The 13,324-nt window shown below is 73.6% G+C and carries 16 protein-coding genes; 9 read left to right on the top strand and 7 right to left on the bottom strand.

Features of this window, described 5'->3' with window-relative positions:
* Positions 1-114: 114 nt before the first annotated feature.
* From ACFXG1_RS08765 to ACFXG1_RS08750, 4 genes are all read right to left on the bottom strand, one after another.
* On the bottom strand, positions 115-450 hold the full coding sequence (locus ACFXG1_RS08765; RefSeq protein WP_384719113.1) for a hypothetical protein: 336 nt from the start codon (positions 448-450) through the stop codon (positions 115-117).
* Entirely contained in the window at positions 447-950 is a 504-nt protein-coding gene (locus ACFXG1_RS08760; protein ID WP_384719115.1) for a SigE family RNA polymerase sigma factor, read from the bottom strand. The genes ACFXG1_RS08765 and ACFXG1_RS08760 overlap by 4 nt, the downstream gene beginning before the upstream one ends.
* Positions 951-1,040: 90 nt before the next feature.
* Positions 1,041-1,619, bottom strand: a complete 579-nt coding sequence (locus tag ACFXG1_RS08755; protein ID WP_384719117.1) for an exonuclease — start codon at positions 1,617-1,619, stop codon at positions 1,041-1,043.
* A 98-nt stretch (positions 1,620-1,717) separates the two neighbouring features.
* Entirely contained in the window at positions 1,718-2,302 is a 585-nt protein-coding gene (locus ACFXG1_RS08750) for a histidine phosphatase family protein (RefSeq protein WP_384741794.1), read from the bottom strand.
* Positions 2,303-2,584: 282 nt separating this feature from the next.
* Between ACFXG1_RS08750 and ACFXG1_RS08745 the strand changes: the two genes are divergently transcribed.
* Together ACFXG1_RS08745 and ACFXG1_RS08740 are read left to right on the top strand one after the other, a co-directional pair.
* The gene (locus ACFXG1_RS08745) at positions 2,585-2,824 is read left to right on the top strand and encodes a CbtB-domain containing protein (RefSeq protein ID WP_384724092.1); all 240 of its coding nucleotides are present in this window, start codon (positions 2,585-2,587) and stop codon (positions 2,822-2,824) included.
* Between the two features lie 26 nt (positions 2,825-2,850).
* Entirely contained in the window at positions 2,851-3,657 is an 807-nt protein-coding gene (locus tag ACFXG1_RS08740; protein ID WP_384741791.1) for a CbtA family protein, read from the top strand.
* A 68-nt stretch (positions 3,658-3,725) separates the two neighbouring features.
* Here the strand turns inward: ACFXG1_RS08740 and ACFXG1_RS08735 are convergent, their stop codons facing one another.
* On the bottom strand, positions 3,726-5,087 hold the full coding sequence (locus ACFXG1_RS08735; RefSeq protein ID WP_384741789.1) for a GDSL-type esterase/lipase family protein: 1,362 nt from the start codon (positions 5,085-5,087) through the stop codon (positions 3,726-3,728).
* A 241-nt stretch (positions 5,088-5,328) separates the two neighbouring features.
* Between ACFXG1_RS08735 and ACFXG1_RS08730 the strand changes: the two genes are divergently transcribed.
* The 4 genes from ACFXG1_RS08730 (at position 5,329) to ACFXG1_RS08715 (ending at position 7,595) form a co-directional block, all read left to right on the top strand.
* Positions 5,329-5,790: a hypothetical protein gene (locus ACFXG1_RS08730; protein ID WP_384741787.1), complete on the top strand. Its 462-nt coding sequence runs from the start codon at positions 5,329-5,331 to the stop codon at positions 5,788-5,790.
* Positions 5,791-5,951: 161 nt separating this feature from the next.
* The gene (locus ACFXG1_RS08725) at positions 5,952-6,410 is read left to right on the top strand and encodes a hypothetical protein (protein WP_384741785.1); all 459 of its coding nucleotides are present in this window, start codon (positions 5,952-5,954) and stop codon (positions 6,408-6,410) included.
* Between the two features lie 174 nt (positions 6,411-6,584).
* A complete protein-coding gene (locus ACFXG1_RS08720) occupies positions 6,585-7,037 on the top strand; it encodes a hypothetical protein (protein ID WP_384722365.1) in 453 nt (150 codons plus the stop codon).
* A 138-nt stretch (positions 7,038-7,175) separates the two neighbouring features.
* Positions 7,176-7,595, top strand: coding sequence for a VOC family protein (locus ACFXG1_RS08715; protein WP_384719807.1), 420 nt, complete (start codon positions 7,176-7,178; stop codon positions 7,593-7,595).
* Here the strand turns inward: ACFXG1_RS08715 and ACFXG1_RS08710 are convergent.
* A complete protein-coding gene (locus ACFXG1_RS08710; protein WP_384719805.1) occupies positions 7,508-8,293 on the bottom strand; it encodes a DUF6597 domain-containing transcriptional factor in 786 nt (261 codons plus the stop codon). The two genes, ACFXG1_RS08715 and ACFXG1_RS08710, sit on opposite strands and share 88 nt — an antisense overlap.
* A 10-nt stretch (positions 8,294-8,303) precedes the next feature.
* A complete protein-coding gene (locus tag ACFXG1_RS08705) occupies positions 8,304-9,641 on the bottom strand; it encodes a YihY/virulence factor BrkB family protein (protein WP_384719809.1) in 1,338 nt (445 codons plus the stop codon).
* Positions 9,642-9,658: 17 nt separating this feature from the next.
* Between ACFXG1_RS08705 and ACFXG1_RS08700 the strand changes: the two genes are divergently transcribed.
* The 3 genes from ACFXG1_RS08700 to ACFXG1_RS08690 all read left to right on the top strand — a co-directional run bounded on the left by ACFXG1_RS08700 (position 9,659) and on the right by ACFXG1_RS08690 (position 13,232).
* Positions 9,659-11,299, top strand: coding sequence for an acyl-CoA dehydrogenase family protein (locus ACFXG1_RS08700; RefSeq protein WP_384741782.1), 1,641 nt, complete (start codon positions 9,659-9,661; stop codon positions 11,297-11,299).
* A 342-nt stretch (positions 11,300-11,641) separates the two neighbouring features.
* Complete coding sequence (locus ACFXG1_RS08695) at positions 11,642-12,904, top strand: GAF domain-containing protein (RefSeq protein ID WP_384741780.1); 1,263 nt, start codon at positions 11,642-11,644, stop codon at positions 12,902-12,904.
* Between the two features lie 97 nt (positions 12,905-13,001).
* Complete coding sequence (locus ACFXG1_RS08690) at positions 13,002-13,232, top strand: hypothetical protein (protein WP_384741778.1); 231 nt, start codon at positions 13,002-13,004, stop codon at positions 13,230-13,232.
* The last annotated feature ends 92 nt before the right edge of the window (positions 13,233-13,324 follow it).

Below are 13,324 nucleotides of genomic sequence, written 5' to 3'. Positions count from 1 at the left end.
AGGAACACCTGTGGACGCCGGACGGGCCCGGTCTCGGGCTCGGCCCGGGTAACCAAGGCGCTGGGGGCGTGGAACTGCGGGAACGGTCACGCGCCCGGGGTGTGGGGAAAGCCGCTACCCCGGGCGGCCCGGGACCGTCGGCGTCGGCGTCGGCGTCGGCAACAGCGACCGCGACGGCGAAGGCCCCGGCGCGGGAGGGCCGGCCGTTCCGGGGGAATCCGCGGGCGTCACCGGAACCGCCGGCCCGGGCGACGACGACGTCGGCCAGGCGGCGATCAGCGCCGCCACCACCCCGGCGCATACGAGGCCCGCCACCGCCCTCCGCCGCCGTACCCGGGCGCGGGCCCGGTCCGTGATGGCCGCCGCGCCGGCGGGTCGCACCCGCCCGGCGGCCCGGTCCGCCGCCGTCCGCAGGCGGTCCGCCACCAGTTCGTCGTGGTCGGTCGTCACGGCCGTTCCCCGTCCGTCGTCTCCGCAGGATGGTCGTCGAGCAGTCCGGCGAGCTTGGCCCTGGCCCGGGAGAGGTGGGTCTTCACGGTTCCCGTCGACAGCCGGGTCTCGGCCGCGATCCGTTCCACGGGCAGATCGCAGACGTAGTAGAGCGCCGCGCACTGCCGCTGCCGCGCCGGCATCCCCCGCAGCGCCCGCTCCAGATCGACCGGGCCGGGGCCCGGCCCGTCGCTGACCGCCGAGTCCCCGCGCCGCCGCCAGGCGCGCTGCCCCCGTACCACCCGCCGCCACCGGCTGACGGCGAGCCGCCACGCCACGACCCGCACCCACGCCTCGGGCCCGAGATCCCCGTCGAGACCGCGCCGGTGCCCCCAGGCCCGGACGAACGCCTCCTGCACCACGTCCTGCGCCTCGTGGAAGTCGCCGGTCATCACGTACAGCTGGCCGGTGAGCCGGTGCACGGAACGGGTGTAGAAGTCCGTGAACTCCTCCTCGGTCAAACGTCAGCTCTCCTCGCCGGTATACGGATCCCCGCCGACGTTACGCGGGGCCGTTCCGGGGGTCCGGACCCGGGTCTTCCCGGGCGGCGGCTACTCGCCGGGCGGCGCGGCGTGCCGCTGACGCAGTACGGCGTCGAAGACCGCGGCCAGCTCGGCGGCGTCCTCGCCCGCGTGATGGGTGTGCGGGAGGCCCTTCAGGCCGGTCGCCGCCTTGATGGTGCTCTTGTGGGAGCGGCGGTACTCGCCGCCCGTCAGGCCCATCCAGTAGCTGCGCAGATCGATCCCCGCGCCGGTCGCGCCGAAGGGGCTGGCGCCGGTGAAGCGGACGAAGTACCAGTGGACGAACATGCCGTCCCAGACGGCGGGCGCGGCGAGGAAGACGGGGCGGCCGATCTCGCGCAGCCCCTCCACCCAGCGGGCGGCCAGCGCCATCGCGACCCAGGCCGTCGGCGCCTCGCGCAGCAGCCGGTCGCGGTCGAGTCCGGAGACGGCGAGCGCCTCGGGGACCACCTCGTCGGAGATGGGCCGCAGTTCGGTGTAGAACGCCAGGTCGGGGCGGCCCGCGACCGACATCCCGAGGGACAGCATGCTGTACGGCCCCGGGATCGGCCCGTCAGCCTCGACGTCCACGGCGACGTACAACTCGGGAAGGCGGTTCGGTGGGTTCACGCGGCGCAGCGTAGACGGGCACGCGCGCCACGGCCACGGATTTGCGGCGCCCGCGCCCGGGCGCCCGCCCCGGGGCGCGGCGCGGGCCCGGCGCGGGCTCACCCCGGAGCCGGGGGTGTGCCGAGCCCCAGGTTCCAGCGGCGGCCGTCGCCCGACAGCCGGGTGAGGGCCAGCGGGGGCGCGTCCAGCCGCCAGAACACCCGCGGCGGGAGGTCCAGGGCGTGGAGCACGGCCGCGCGGACGACCGCCGGTTCGGCGATCGCGAGAACGCGGTCCCCGGGCCGGTGGGCGAGACCGTCGAGCCAGCCGCCGACCCGGTCGCGCAGGGCGAGCAGTGTCTCGCCGCCGTGCGGGGCGGCGGCGGGGTCGCCGAGCCAGGCGGCGATCGCGTCCGGTTCCGCCTCGGCCGTCTCGTCGAGGCCCCGCCCCCGCCAGCGGCCCAGGTCCCAGTCGGCGAGGGCCGTCTCGGCTTCGGCCTCCCGCCCGAGGCCCAGTTCGGCGCAGGTCACCCGGCAGCGCGCGGAGGGGCCGGTCAGTATCCGTCCGGCGCGCGGTACCCGGCCCGCCGCCGCCCGCGCGGCGGCCCGGCCCGGCTCGTCCGGTTCCTCGCCCGCGTCGAATCGGGCCGCGCGCACCGCGGCCGTCGCCGCGGCCGTGAGCAGGGTCACCCGTACCACTCCCACGCCACACCGTCCTCTCGTACCGCTTCCGTGCCCTCGTGACTCATCCTCCGCGCCCGCCGCCCGGGGCGGGGGATTCCGGCCCCGGTCCGTCGAATACGCGCCATGGCGGCGGGCGTTCGCGCGCGGTACGGTCACGTGTACATGACGAGGGTGCGAACGGAAGTCCGGTGTGAATCCGGCACGGTCGCGCCACTGTGTACCCGCACTCCCGCGGGAAGTCAGACCCGGCATCCTCGTCTCCGGCACCACGAACGGGACGCGTCGTTCCCCCTGGAGGTTGTCATGGCCCAGTCGGCCATACCCGCTGCCCCGCTGTCACAGGCCCCGGCGTCCGCGCCGGTCGCCGTCACCCCCGTCTCCCTCAAGGAAATCGCCCCCTGGGCCGTCTTCACCGGGATCCTGGCCCTGATCCTGCTGTACTTCGTCGGCGCCGAGCAGGGCGCGGTGGCCCTGGTGTCCGGCGAGACCGTGCACGAGTGGGTGCACGACGGCCGTCATCTGCTCGGCTTCCCGTGCCACTGATCCCCGGTACGGAAGAGAGACGGCGGATGACTCCCCCCGACACCGACACCGACACAGACACCGCAACCGCAACCGCCACCGACACGCGGCCATCCGGTTCGGCGACCGTACGGGCCCTGCTGATCCGGGGCATGCTCGCGGGTCTGATCGCCGGGGTGTGCGCCCTGGCCGTCGCGTACTTCCTGGGCGAGGGCCCGGTCGACGCGGCCATCGCGTTCGAGGAGGCGGGCGCCCACGACCACGGCGGCGGCGAGGAACTCGTCAGCCGGGCCGTGCAGTCGACCGCCGGGCTCGCCACCGGCGTCCTCCTCTTCGGGGTCGCCGTCGGCGGGATCGCGGCCCTCGCCTACTGCGTCGCCCTCGGCCGGTCCGGCCGCTTCGGGCCGCGCGCCACGGCCCTGCTGGTCGCGGTCGGCGCACTGCTGAGCGTGTACGTGGTCCCGTATCTGAAGTACCCGCCCAATCCGCCCGCCGTCGGCGACCCCGACACGATCGGGCAGCGGACGGTGCTCTACTTCCTCATGGTGGTGCTGAGCGTGCTGCTCACGGTGGGCGCGGTGATCGCGGGCCGCCGGCTGGCGCCCCGTATCGGCACCTGGAACGCCACCGTCGCCGCGGCGGCCGGTCTGGTGCTGGTCGTGGGGCTCGCTTATGCCTTCCTGCCGTCGTTCGACGAGGTACCGAAGGGCTTCCCGGCGGGTGTGCTGTGGGAGTTCCGGCTGGCGACGCTCGCCGTACAGGCGGCGCTGTGGACGGTGTTCGGCCTGGTCTTCGGCGAACTGGCGGAGCGGCTGCTGACCCGGAAGGCGGTGAGCGCTCCGGCGACCGTCTGAGACGCGCGACGACCGCGCCCCCGCCGGGTCCTTCCGGCGGGGGCGCGGCACGTGTCTCGGCCGTCGGGTCAGCCGGAAGCGGGCGGGAAGGTGACGGCGATCCGCTCCGGCGCCTTCCCGGCACCGCCCCGGCAGCCCGCCTCGACGGGCGCGGCCCCCGGCACCGCCGCCAGCCGGGCGACGACCTCCTGGAGGCAGTGCTTCAGCGCGCGCTGGCCGTAATAGTTCGGGTGGAGGACTTCCCGGGCCTCGTCGGCGGGCGGCTCGGCCGCCGTCCGGGGTACGTAGCGCGCCCATTCGGCCCGGTCGGCGGCCGGCGCGGCGATCGTCCCGTCGGCGGCGAAGGCGGTACGCAGCGGCTGAGCGCCACAGACCTGGTGGCCTTCGAGGAGCCTGGCGACGTTCACGAAGTCGGCGCCGGAGCGCCGGGCCGCCGCCCTGATCCGGGTGTTGAGCGCGCCGCCGACGTCGGTGGCGAGCCAGCGGAGATCGCGGTTGTAGAAGGGGCAGCCCGCGACGCTCCAGCGGTCCCAGCCGTTCTCGTCGAGTACGGTCGTGACGCCCGGCTCGCCGGAGGCCAGCGGCAGCGGATACGACTGGACGACGACCCGCGGCGCCGATCCGGTGCCCCGGACGGCCTCGCGGACCGAGGCCACGGCGGTGACCACCTTCTCCTCCACGGCGGCGACGCGTTCGGCGGCGGGGTCCGTGATCCGGGGGTCGGTGGAGCAGTAACGGTCGGCCCGCCACTGCTCGGCGCACGCCTTCATGGTGTCCGTCAGCCGGACGTCGTCGCCGCCGATCGAGACGACGACGGCCCGTACGTCGTACTCGGCGGCCAGCTTCCGCAACTGCTCCAACTGCGCCTCGTGGCTGCGGACGGCCCGGGACAGCGCCTCGGTCCCGGCGCCCGAGCAGGCGATGTTGTGGTGCCGGAGAGTGCCCGTACCGAGGGTGAGGACGTCGGAGCGGCGGCAGTCGGAGGTGTAGATCCGCTCCGGGGCGACGCCCGGGGTCCGCGTCCGGTCCGTGGCGTCGCGCAGCTCCGGCGGGATGCCGCCGTTGTCCCGGAGCCCCTGCGCGTTGCCCGCCCAGCGGGCGCCTTCCCCGGCGAGGAACCCGTCCCCGATGGTCACCACCGCGACCGGCCGCACGGGCGCGGGGTCCGGCTCACCCGCGGTGGTGATATCGGGGCGCGGCACCTCCGGTGGAGGCGGCTCGACGGGCCCCGGCCCCTGCGCGACGGCCGGCCCGGTGACCTGGGGCACGGGCCCCTCACCGGGGTTCGCGGTCGCCGCCGGTGAGCCGACGGCGAGGGAGACGGGCAGCACGACGAGGGCGCACAGCGCGCCCACGACGGTACGCCCCCGCCCCCGCCGCCCGGCGGAGTCCCGGGCGCCCGGGGGCGGCTCGGTGGGGAGTTCGGTCATCGGTGGAGCCTCGATCCTTGGGGTGGGTCCCCCCGGGTGGTCCTCCCATTGACCGCCCCACCCGCCACAGTGCGAACTCGGCCACGCCTGGCGCGTCGGTACATCACCCGTTCGGATCGGCCATCCGGTTGATCCCGGCGCGGCCATGACAGCTCATAGCCTCTGACGGTCGCGCGACGCACCCATCACGAGCCGCCCCGTCTGGGGCTGGCTTCGCCCTGCTCCGACAGGAAGGTCTCTCATGCTCAAGTCGAGAATCGCCGGTGTTCTGGCAGCCGCCGTGGCCGCATTCGGGCTGACGCTCGTCACGGCCCCGTCCGCATCCGCGATCGAGGGTGTATGGAAGCCGTGGAACAACGGCTGGGTCACAGAGTGCGGCACTACGAAGACACACAGGATCACGACGAACGCCAGCTTCCAGGCCTGCTTCATCATCGGCAGCGGCAGTTACGTCCAGCCGGTCCTCGTGGTCAAGAACAACACCACCTCCGCCATCCGGCTGAAGGGAAGTGCCGACTCCACCTACGGCACAACGGTGAACTGCCCGGACACCTTCCTCAGCGCCGGACAGCGCACCACCTGCATGGGAACCACGGAAGGGATCCGATTGGGGCTCAACCTCGGCTGGGGTGATCTCGATCTCATGAGCAACGGCGCCTGGCACGGCGACAGGACGGCATACGTTCCCATCCAGGGCGTCTGACCGCGCACTCGTCTCCATAGGCCCCTATCCCCACGGCGGCGCCCCTTCCGGTCAACACCTCGGAGGGGGCCCCACCCCCGACCCTCTGACGGTCACCCGACATCCCACACACGCCGCCCCCAAGGGGTATGGCACCCCTGCCCCGATCGGAGACGATTCGTATGCTCAAGTCGAGAATCGCCGGTGTACTGACAGCCGCCGTGGCCGCGTTCGGGCTGACGCTCGTCACGGCCCCGTCCGCCGCCGCGATCGACGGTGTGTGGAAGCCGTGGAATACCAACTGGATCACCACGTGCAGCCCGACGAAGACGCACAGGCTCACGACGAACGCCAGCTTCCAGGCCTGCTTCATCATCGGCAGCGGCAGTTACGTCCAGCCGGTCCTCGTGGTCAAGAACAACGCCACCTCCGCCATCCGGCTGAAGGGAAGTGTCACTTCCACCTATGGCACACCGGTGTACTGCCCCGACACCTTCCTCAGCGCAGGACAGCGCACCACCTGCATGGGAACCACGGAAGCGCTCCGGCCGGGCGACAACTTCGGCTGGGGTCTCCTCGATCTCTGGGACAACGGTGGTTGGCACCGCGATGGGACTCGAGACGCTCACATGAACGGCTGACCGAGACCCGTCCGCCTGGAAAGGCACTTCCATCACCACGGCGGTGGCCCCCTCCGGCTCACCACCTTCGGAGGGGGCCACCGGCCCGCGAGCCTCTCATGGCCGCTCGGCACATCCCACACAGGCCGCCCCGAAGGGGACGGCCCCGCCCTGCCCCGATCGGAGACGATTCGTATGCTCAAGTCGAGAACTGCCGGCGCCCTGGCAGCGGTCACGGCCGCCGTCGGACTGACCCTCGCCGCCGCCCCACAGGCGTCCGCGAGCACGGGCCAATGGGGCAACTTCCCGCTAACCGCCCAGTGCGGCCCTCAGACCTTGCACCCGACGTCGCCCTCCATCCAGTTCCAGACGTGCGTCGATGTCGGTGTCGGCAATCAGCTTCGGCCGATAGTCGTGGTCAAGAACAACGCCCCCCACGCCATCCGGGTACGGGCCTCCACGCACTCCACCTGGAGTGGCCTGGAGCACTGCGCGGACCGCTTTGTCTCCTCCGGTCAGCGCGCCGTCTGCTCCGGAACCATCGGGCCGGCCGCATCAGGACCCAACACGGCCCAAGGCGGCCTCGACGTCTACAACAGCGGCACTTGGGTGCCCGGCACGGCCGACCCCGTGACCCTCACCTTCTGACCGTTCCCGGGGTCACCCCCACGACCGCGCCCCCGCCGGCCTACTCTGCCGGCGGGGGCGCGCCCCGTCCGTGCCCCCGCCCCGCCCGTGTCCGAAAGGTTCAAGACCCGGCCGGGCCCGGCACCTACCGTGAGGGGCATGAACGTACGACTCGACGCCATCAGCCTCGTCGTCTCCGACATGGCCGCATCACTCGCCTTCTACCGCCGCCTCGGGCTCGACATTCCCGCCGACTCCGACGGGGCCCCGCATGTGGAGGCCGCCACGTCCGGTGGGGTGCGGGTGCTCTGGGACACCGAGGAGGTCATCCGCTCGTTCGACCCGGCCTGGACCCGGCCGAGCGGTGGGGAGCGGATCGGGCTCGCCTTCCGGTGCGACGGGGCAACCGGTGTGGACGCGCTCCACGACGAGCTGGTCGGGGCAGGGTACGCATCGCACCTGAAGCCGTGGGACGCCGTGTGGGGGCAGCGTTACGCCGTCGTGCTCGATCCGGACGGCATGGGCGTGTCCCTGTTCGCCGACACCGGCACGGGCACCGGCTCCGCGCCCGCCCAGTAGGCGCGGAGCGTCAGGCCCGACAGCAGGCGCATCTCGCGGGAGAGGTGCGCCTGGTCGGCGTAGCCCGCGCGGGCGGCGGCGGAGGCGTAGGGGATGCCCCGGCCGATGAGGGCGAGGGCGCGCTGGAGGCGGAGGACGCGGGCGAGGGTCTTGGGGCCGTAGCCGAAGATCTCCAGGGAGCGGCGGTGGAGCCGACGGGGGCCGAGGGCCACCGCGTCCGCCGTGGCGGCGATCGTGGCGCCGCCGTCGAGGAGGCCGACGATCCGGGCCGCCAGGGGGTCGGGGCCCTTGCCCTCGGCGTCACGGGCGGCGGCGGTCCGCAGGGCCAGGGCCTCCAGGGCGGCCACCGGGTCGGCGGCCGTGTCGATCCGGTCGGTCGGGCGGCGGGCCCCGGCGGCGCCCCACAGGTCGGCCAGTTCGACGCGCCGGTCCCGCAGTTCGTGCGCCGGGACGCCGAACAGGGCGGGCGCGGTGCCGGGGGCGAACCGTACGCCCACGAACCGGGCGCCCGCGCCCGCGGTGGCCGGGACGTATGCCCGGGTGTCGGGCCCGGCGACGTACAGCCTGCCGGGCGTCCACAGCAGGTCCATACAGCCGTCGGGGAGCACCGGGCGGATCCCGGCCGCCGGCGCGGGGCCCTTGGTCCAGACGACCGCGCCCGGGAGCACCGAGGTCCGTTCGGTGTACACGGGATCCATGGTTCCGACGTTACCGCCGGTCGTCGCGGGGTGTCTCGGGCCGGTCCCCGGGGGTCCGGTCCTTCCTGGGTACGGAGGGGCGGCCGGGGTACGGGGGATGCAGCGGGCGCGGCGGGTACTGGGGTGGCTTGGGGTACGCGGCCGGGGCGGGCCCGCCCGTGAGGTCGTTCGGCCCCGGGCTCGCCGCGCCCGGGGGCGGCTTGGGGCCGGTGTGCAGCCGGGCCCGCAGATCGTCCGGGGGCAGGAAGCGGGACCAGCGCTCCGGGAACTCCGACGGCATGTCGCCGGTCCCGCCGCCCTCGTCGTCCCCCTCGTCGTCGCTCTCGTCGTCCGTGGAGTACGTGTCGTAGAGCCGCGCGGCCTGCGCCCTGGCCAGCACCTCCACCGCCTGGGCCTCGCGCAGCCGGTCGTTGGCGGCGCGGGCGGCGGCGGTCGCGACGGACGGCCAGACCCGGTCGATCGCCGCGTTGACGGCCGCGCCGACGAGGACGGCGAAGGCCGAGATCCCGATCCACAGCAGGACGGCGATGGGCGCGGCGAGGGATCCGTAGATCGTCGGGCCCTCGACCGTGCTGGTGATGTAGAGCCGCAGCAGCGCGCTGCCGACCACCCACATCCCGATCGCCACCAGCGCGCCCGGGACGTCCTCGATCCACGGGGAGCGGACGGGCACGGAGACGTGGTAGAGCGTCGTCAGGAAGGCGATGCTCAGCAGGATGACGACGGGCCAGTAGAGGATCATGACGAGCGTCGTGCCCCAGGGGACGAGGTCGACCACCCGGTCGGGTCCCACGGCGGCCAGCGGCAGTACCACCGCCCCGATGAGCAGGGCGACGAGATAGAGCAGGAACGCGAGCAGCCGGGTGGCGACGATGCCCCGGTGTCCGTCGAGCCCGTACATGACGGTGATGGTGTCGATGAAGACGTTCACCGCGCGGGAGCCCGACCAGAGGGCGATCGCGAACCCGATGGAGATCAGGTCGGGCCTGCCGCCGTGGGTGACGTCGGCCAGCAGGGGTTTGGCGATCTCGTTGACGCCCCGCTCCGACAGCACGGTCCCCACGGCGTTGAGGATGTTCTTCTCGATGGAGGCGACGGTGGTGGTGTCGGTCCACGAGTCGATGTACCCCAGAAGGCCGAGCAGCCCGAGCATCAGGGGCGGCAGCGACAGCAGGGTGAAGAACGCCGCCTCCGCCGCGAGGCCGAGGATCCGGTACTCGATGCACGAGTTGACGGTGTCTTTCAGCAGCAGCCAGGCCATCTTCCGCTTGGAGACGTTGCGGTAGAGGACCCGGGCGCGATGGAGCCGCCCCGAATGCCGTTCCGGTGTTTCATTTGCTGCCTGCACCTCCTTACCGTATCGGCATGGAGACCAGCACCCACACAGTGACCAACCAGGCTCCGCCCCTGGTCGGATACGACGTCTTCGGGTCCGACCGTGCGCTGGGCGAGGCGGTCGCCCGGCATGTCGCCCCGGAGCTGGCGGAGACGGTCCGTACCGAGCTGACGGAGCTCGGTACGGCGGCGGGATCGGCCCAGGCGCAGGAGTGGGGGCGGCTGGCGAACGAGAACCCGCCGAAGCTGCGTACCCACGACCGGTACGGCAACCGGATCGACGAGGTGGAGTTCCATCCGGCCTGGCACCGGCTGCTCGGACACGCCGTCGGCGCCGGGCTCACCAACGCCTGGGACCGCCCGGACGGGCACGTCAGACGGGCCGCGGGGTTCCTGGTGTGGACGCAAGGGGAGGCCGGTCACGGCTGTCCGCTGTCGATGACGCACGCCGCCGTACCGGCGCTGCGGGCCGAGCCCGACCTGGCGGCCGAGTGGGAGCCCCGGCTGACGTCGCACGGCTACGAAGGGGCGCTGCTGCCCGCGGCGCGCAAGCCGGGCGTGCTGTTCGGCATGGGGATGACGGAGAAGCAGGGCGGCAGCGACGTCCGGACGAACACCACCCGGGCCGAACGGCTTGCGGGCGGCGGGGACGAGTACCTGCTCACCGGGCACAAGTGGTTCTGTTCGGCGCCGATGTCGGACGGGTTCCTGGTACTGGCCCAGGCGCCGGACGGGCTGACCTGCTTCCTGGTGCCGCGGGTGCTGGCGGACGGGACGCGGAACACCTTCGGAATCCAGCGTCTGAAGGACAAGCTGGGCAACCGTTCGAACGCGTCGGCCGAGGTCGAGTTCGACGGGACGACCTGGGCCCGCCGCGTCGGCGACGAGGGGCGCGGGGTCGCCACCATCATCGGGATGGTCGCGGCGACCCGGCTGGACTGCGTGCTCGGGTCGGCGGCGCAGATGCGGCAGGCACTGGCGCAGGCGATCCACCATACGGCGTACCGGAGCGCCTTCGGCGGGCCGCTGATCGACAAGCCGCTGATGCGGAACGTCCTGGCGGATCTGGCGCTGGAGTCGGAGGCGGCGACGGTCCTGGGGATGCGTCTCGCGGCCGCGTACGACGCCGATACGGAAGCGGAGCGGGCGCTGCTGCGGATCGCGGTGCCCGCCGCCAAGTACTGGGTGACGAAGCGGTGCACGCCGATGGTCGGCGAGGCCCTGGAGTGTCTCGGCGGCAACGGCTATGTGGAGGAGTCGGGCCTGCCCCGGCTGCTGCGGGAGGCGCCGCTCAACTCGATCTGGGAGGGCTCGGGCAATGTCCAGGCCCTCGATGTGCTGCGGGCGCTGACCCGGGAGCCGGGGGCCCTCGACGCCTATCTGCGGGAGGTGGGACTGGCCCGGGGCGCGGACCACCGGCTGGACGGGGCGATCAAGGACCTGCTGACGGAGCTGGCCGATCTGGCGGGTGCCGAGGGCCGGGCGAGGCGGCTGGTGGAGCGGATGGCGCTGGTGCTCCAGGGGTCGCTGCTGGTGCGCTGGGCGCCGCCGGAGGTGTCGGACGCGTTCTGCGCCTCGCGGCTCGGCGGGGACTGGGGCGCGGCGTTCGGCACGCTGCCGCACGGTCTGGCGACGGGGGCGGTGGTGGAGCGGGCGCGGGCGGTCGTCTGAGCCGGAGTCTTCGAGCCGCCGGCGCGCGGTCCGTTGCCGAGCCGCGTCTTGGAGCCGCCGGGCGGTGCGCGCGGTCTCCCGGGCGGGCGCACCCGCCCAGGGTGTCGCGCCCCCGGGGCCGTACCGTGGTCAAAAGGGTTTGGCCCCGGCGGTTGCGGGCGCGGGACGCAAAGATGATCATGGTCGGGGTGGTGCTGCGCCGACACGGCACCACCCCTCGCGCTGATCACTTTCGTACAGGTGAACACCTATTCGCGAGAGTTGCAGAGGGTTGCAACGCTTGCCGCAAATCGCCGCATCGCGGTACCTGACCCGTACCGCGCCGAGGAGGACCCCCGCGTCGTGCAGACCACCCCGATCGACCTGGCCAGACTCGCCGCCATGGATCCGGCGGAGGCCGGGAGGGTGCTCAGAGGGGTACGGGACGCCGCGCTCGAAGGGCGTCGTCCGGCGCTCGCGCCCCGGGCCGATATCGGCGCGTCGTGGCGACGGCTGCTGGACACCGGGCTCGATACGGAACGCGGTGTACGGGCCGGGCTGCTGCCCCGCGAGGAGATCGAGCGGCGGCGCGGCGAGTCCCCGCTGCGGGCGGTGCTGCCGGTTCTGCGCGAGGCGCTGGTCACCATCGCGGACGCGGCCCAGCACATCGTCACGGTCGCCGACGCCGATGCCCGGCTGCTGTGGCGGGAGGGCACGACGGCGGTGCTGCGCAAGGGCGACGCGCACGGCTTCGTCATCGGCTCCGACTGGAGCGAGCCGCTCGCCGGGACCACGGCGGTCGGTACGGTCCTGGTCACCCGGCGGCCCGTGCACGTCCACGCGGCGGAGCACTTCGTGGCCGCGTACCACTCCTGGACCTGCGCCGGAGCCCCGGTCACCGATCCGCGCGACGGGCGCCTCCTCGGAGTGGTCAATGTCAGCGGACCGCAGAGCACCCTGCATCCCACGACCCTGCCGCTGGTCACCGCGGTGGCCCGGCTCGCCGAGGCGGAGCTGCGGCAGCGCCATCAGACGGCCCTGGAACGGCTGCGGGCGGTCGCGTCGCCGCTGCTCGGCCGGATGACCGGCCGGGCGCTGATCACCGACGGGAACGGCTGGCCCGCCGCCGTGATCGGGATGCCGCCGCCCCCGGGCCGGATCCAGCTGCCCCGGCCCCCGTCGGCGGGCCGGTTCTGGCTGGCGTCCCTCGGGATGGCGGACGTCGAGCCGGTGCCCGGCGGCTGGCTGGTGCGGGTGACCGAGCCCGGCGGGCCGGGTCCGGTGGCCCGGATCGTCGTCGACCTGACCCGGCCCCGGTACGCGTCGGCGACCGTGCACGGTGCGGCGGGCAGCTGGGTGCAGGAGCTGAGCCCCCGGCACGCGGAGCTGCTGGGGCTGCTGGCGGCCCACCGCGAGGGGCGGACCGCGGCCCAGCTCGCGCGGGACCTCTTCGGCGACCCCACCAGGACGGTGACCGTACGGGCCGAGCTGTCCCGGCTGCGCCGTCAGCTGCCGCATGTGCTGACCAGCCGCCCGTACCGGTTCGCCGACGGGATCGAGGTCGAGGTACGGCACCCTCCGCGGCCGCCGGAGGCCGGGGCGGACGAGAGCCGGGGGGAGGCATGACCCCGGGCGCTACGATGCGGCGCGTCGAATGCCGTACACATGTATACCGAAGGCCGTCGCACGTCTCCATGCCGCGCCGGCCGTGAAGGGATGGGCCGTGCTCGGGGGGATTCTGCTGGGTGTCCTGGTCGTGGTGGTCCTCGGGGCGGTCTGGGCGATGCAGGAGTGGCGTCCGAAGTTCCGGTGGATCAACCGGAACGGCCGCAACTGTCCGGCGTGCGGGGGCTTCCGGGTGACGACCGTGGACAACGGGACCCGGCTTGACGGCATGCTGGAGTGCCGGGCCTGCGCCCGGGTGTGGGACCCGGAGCAGCACCGGCGCGGCTAGGGCGTTTCTTAGCGATCACCTCGCGGCCCAGATGTGGATGGCCGCGAGGTGTAGGGCTGCCCGGTAGATCGTTGCCGTCTTGTCGTAGCGGG

Origin of the sequence: Streptomyces sp. NPDC059248, assembly GCF_042753905.1 — a bacterium.
Lineage (GTDB): Bacteria > Actinomycetota > Actinomycetes > Streptomycetales > Streptomycetaceae > Streptomyces.
The sequence above is the reverse complement of the archived record's forward strand: the minus strand, read 5'-3'. Positions and strand labels throughout refer to the sequence as shown.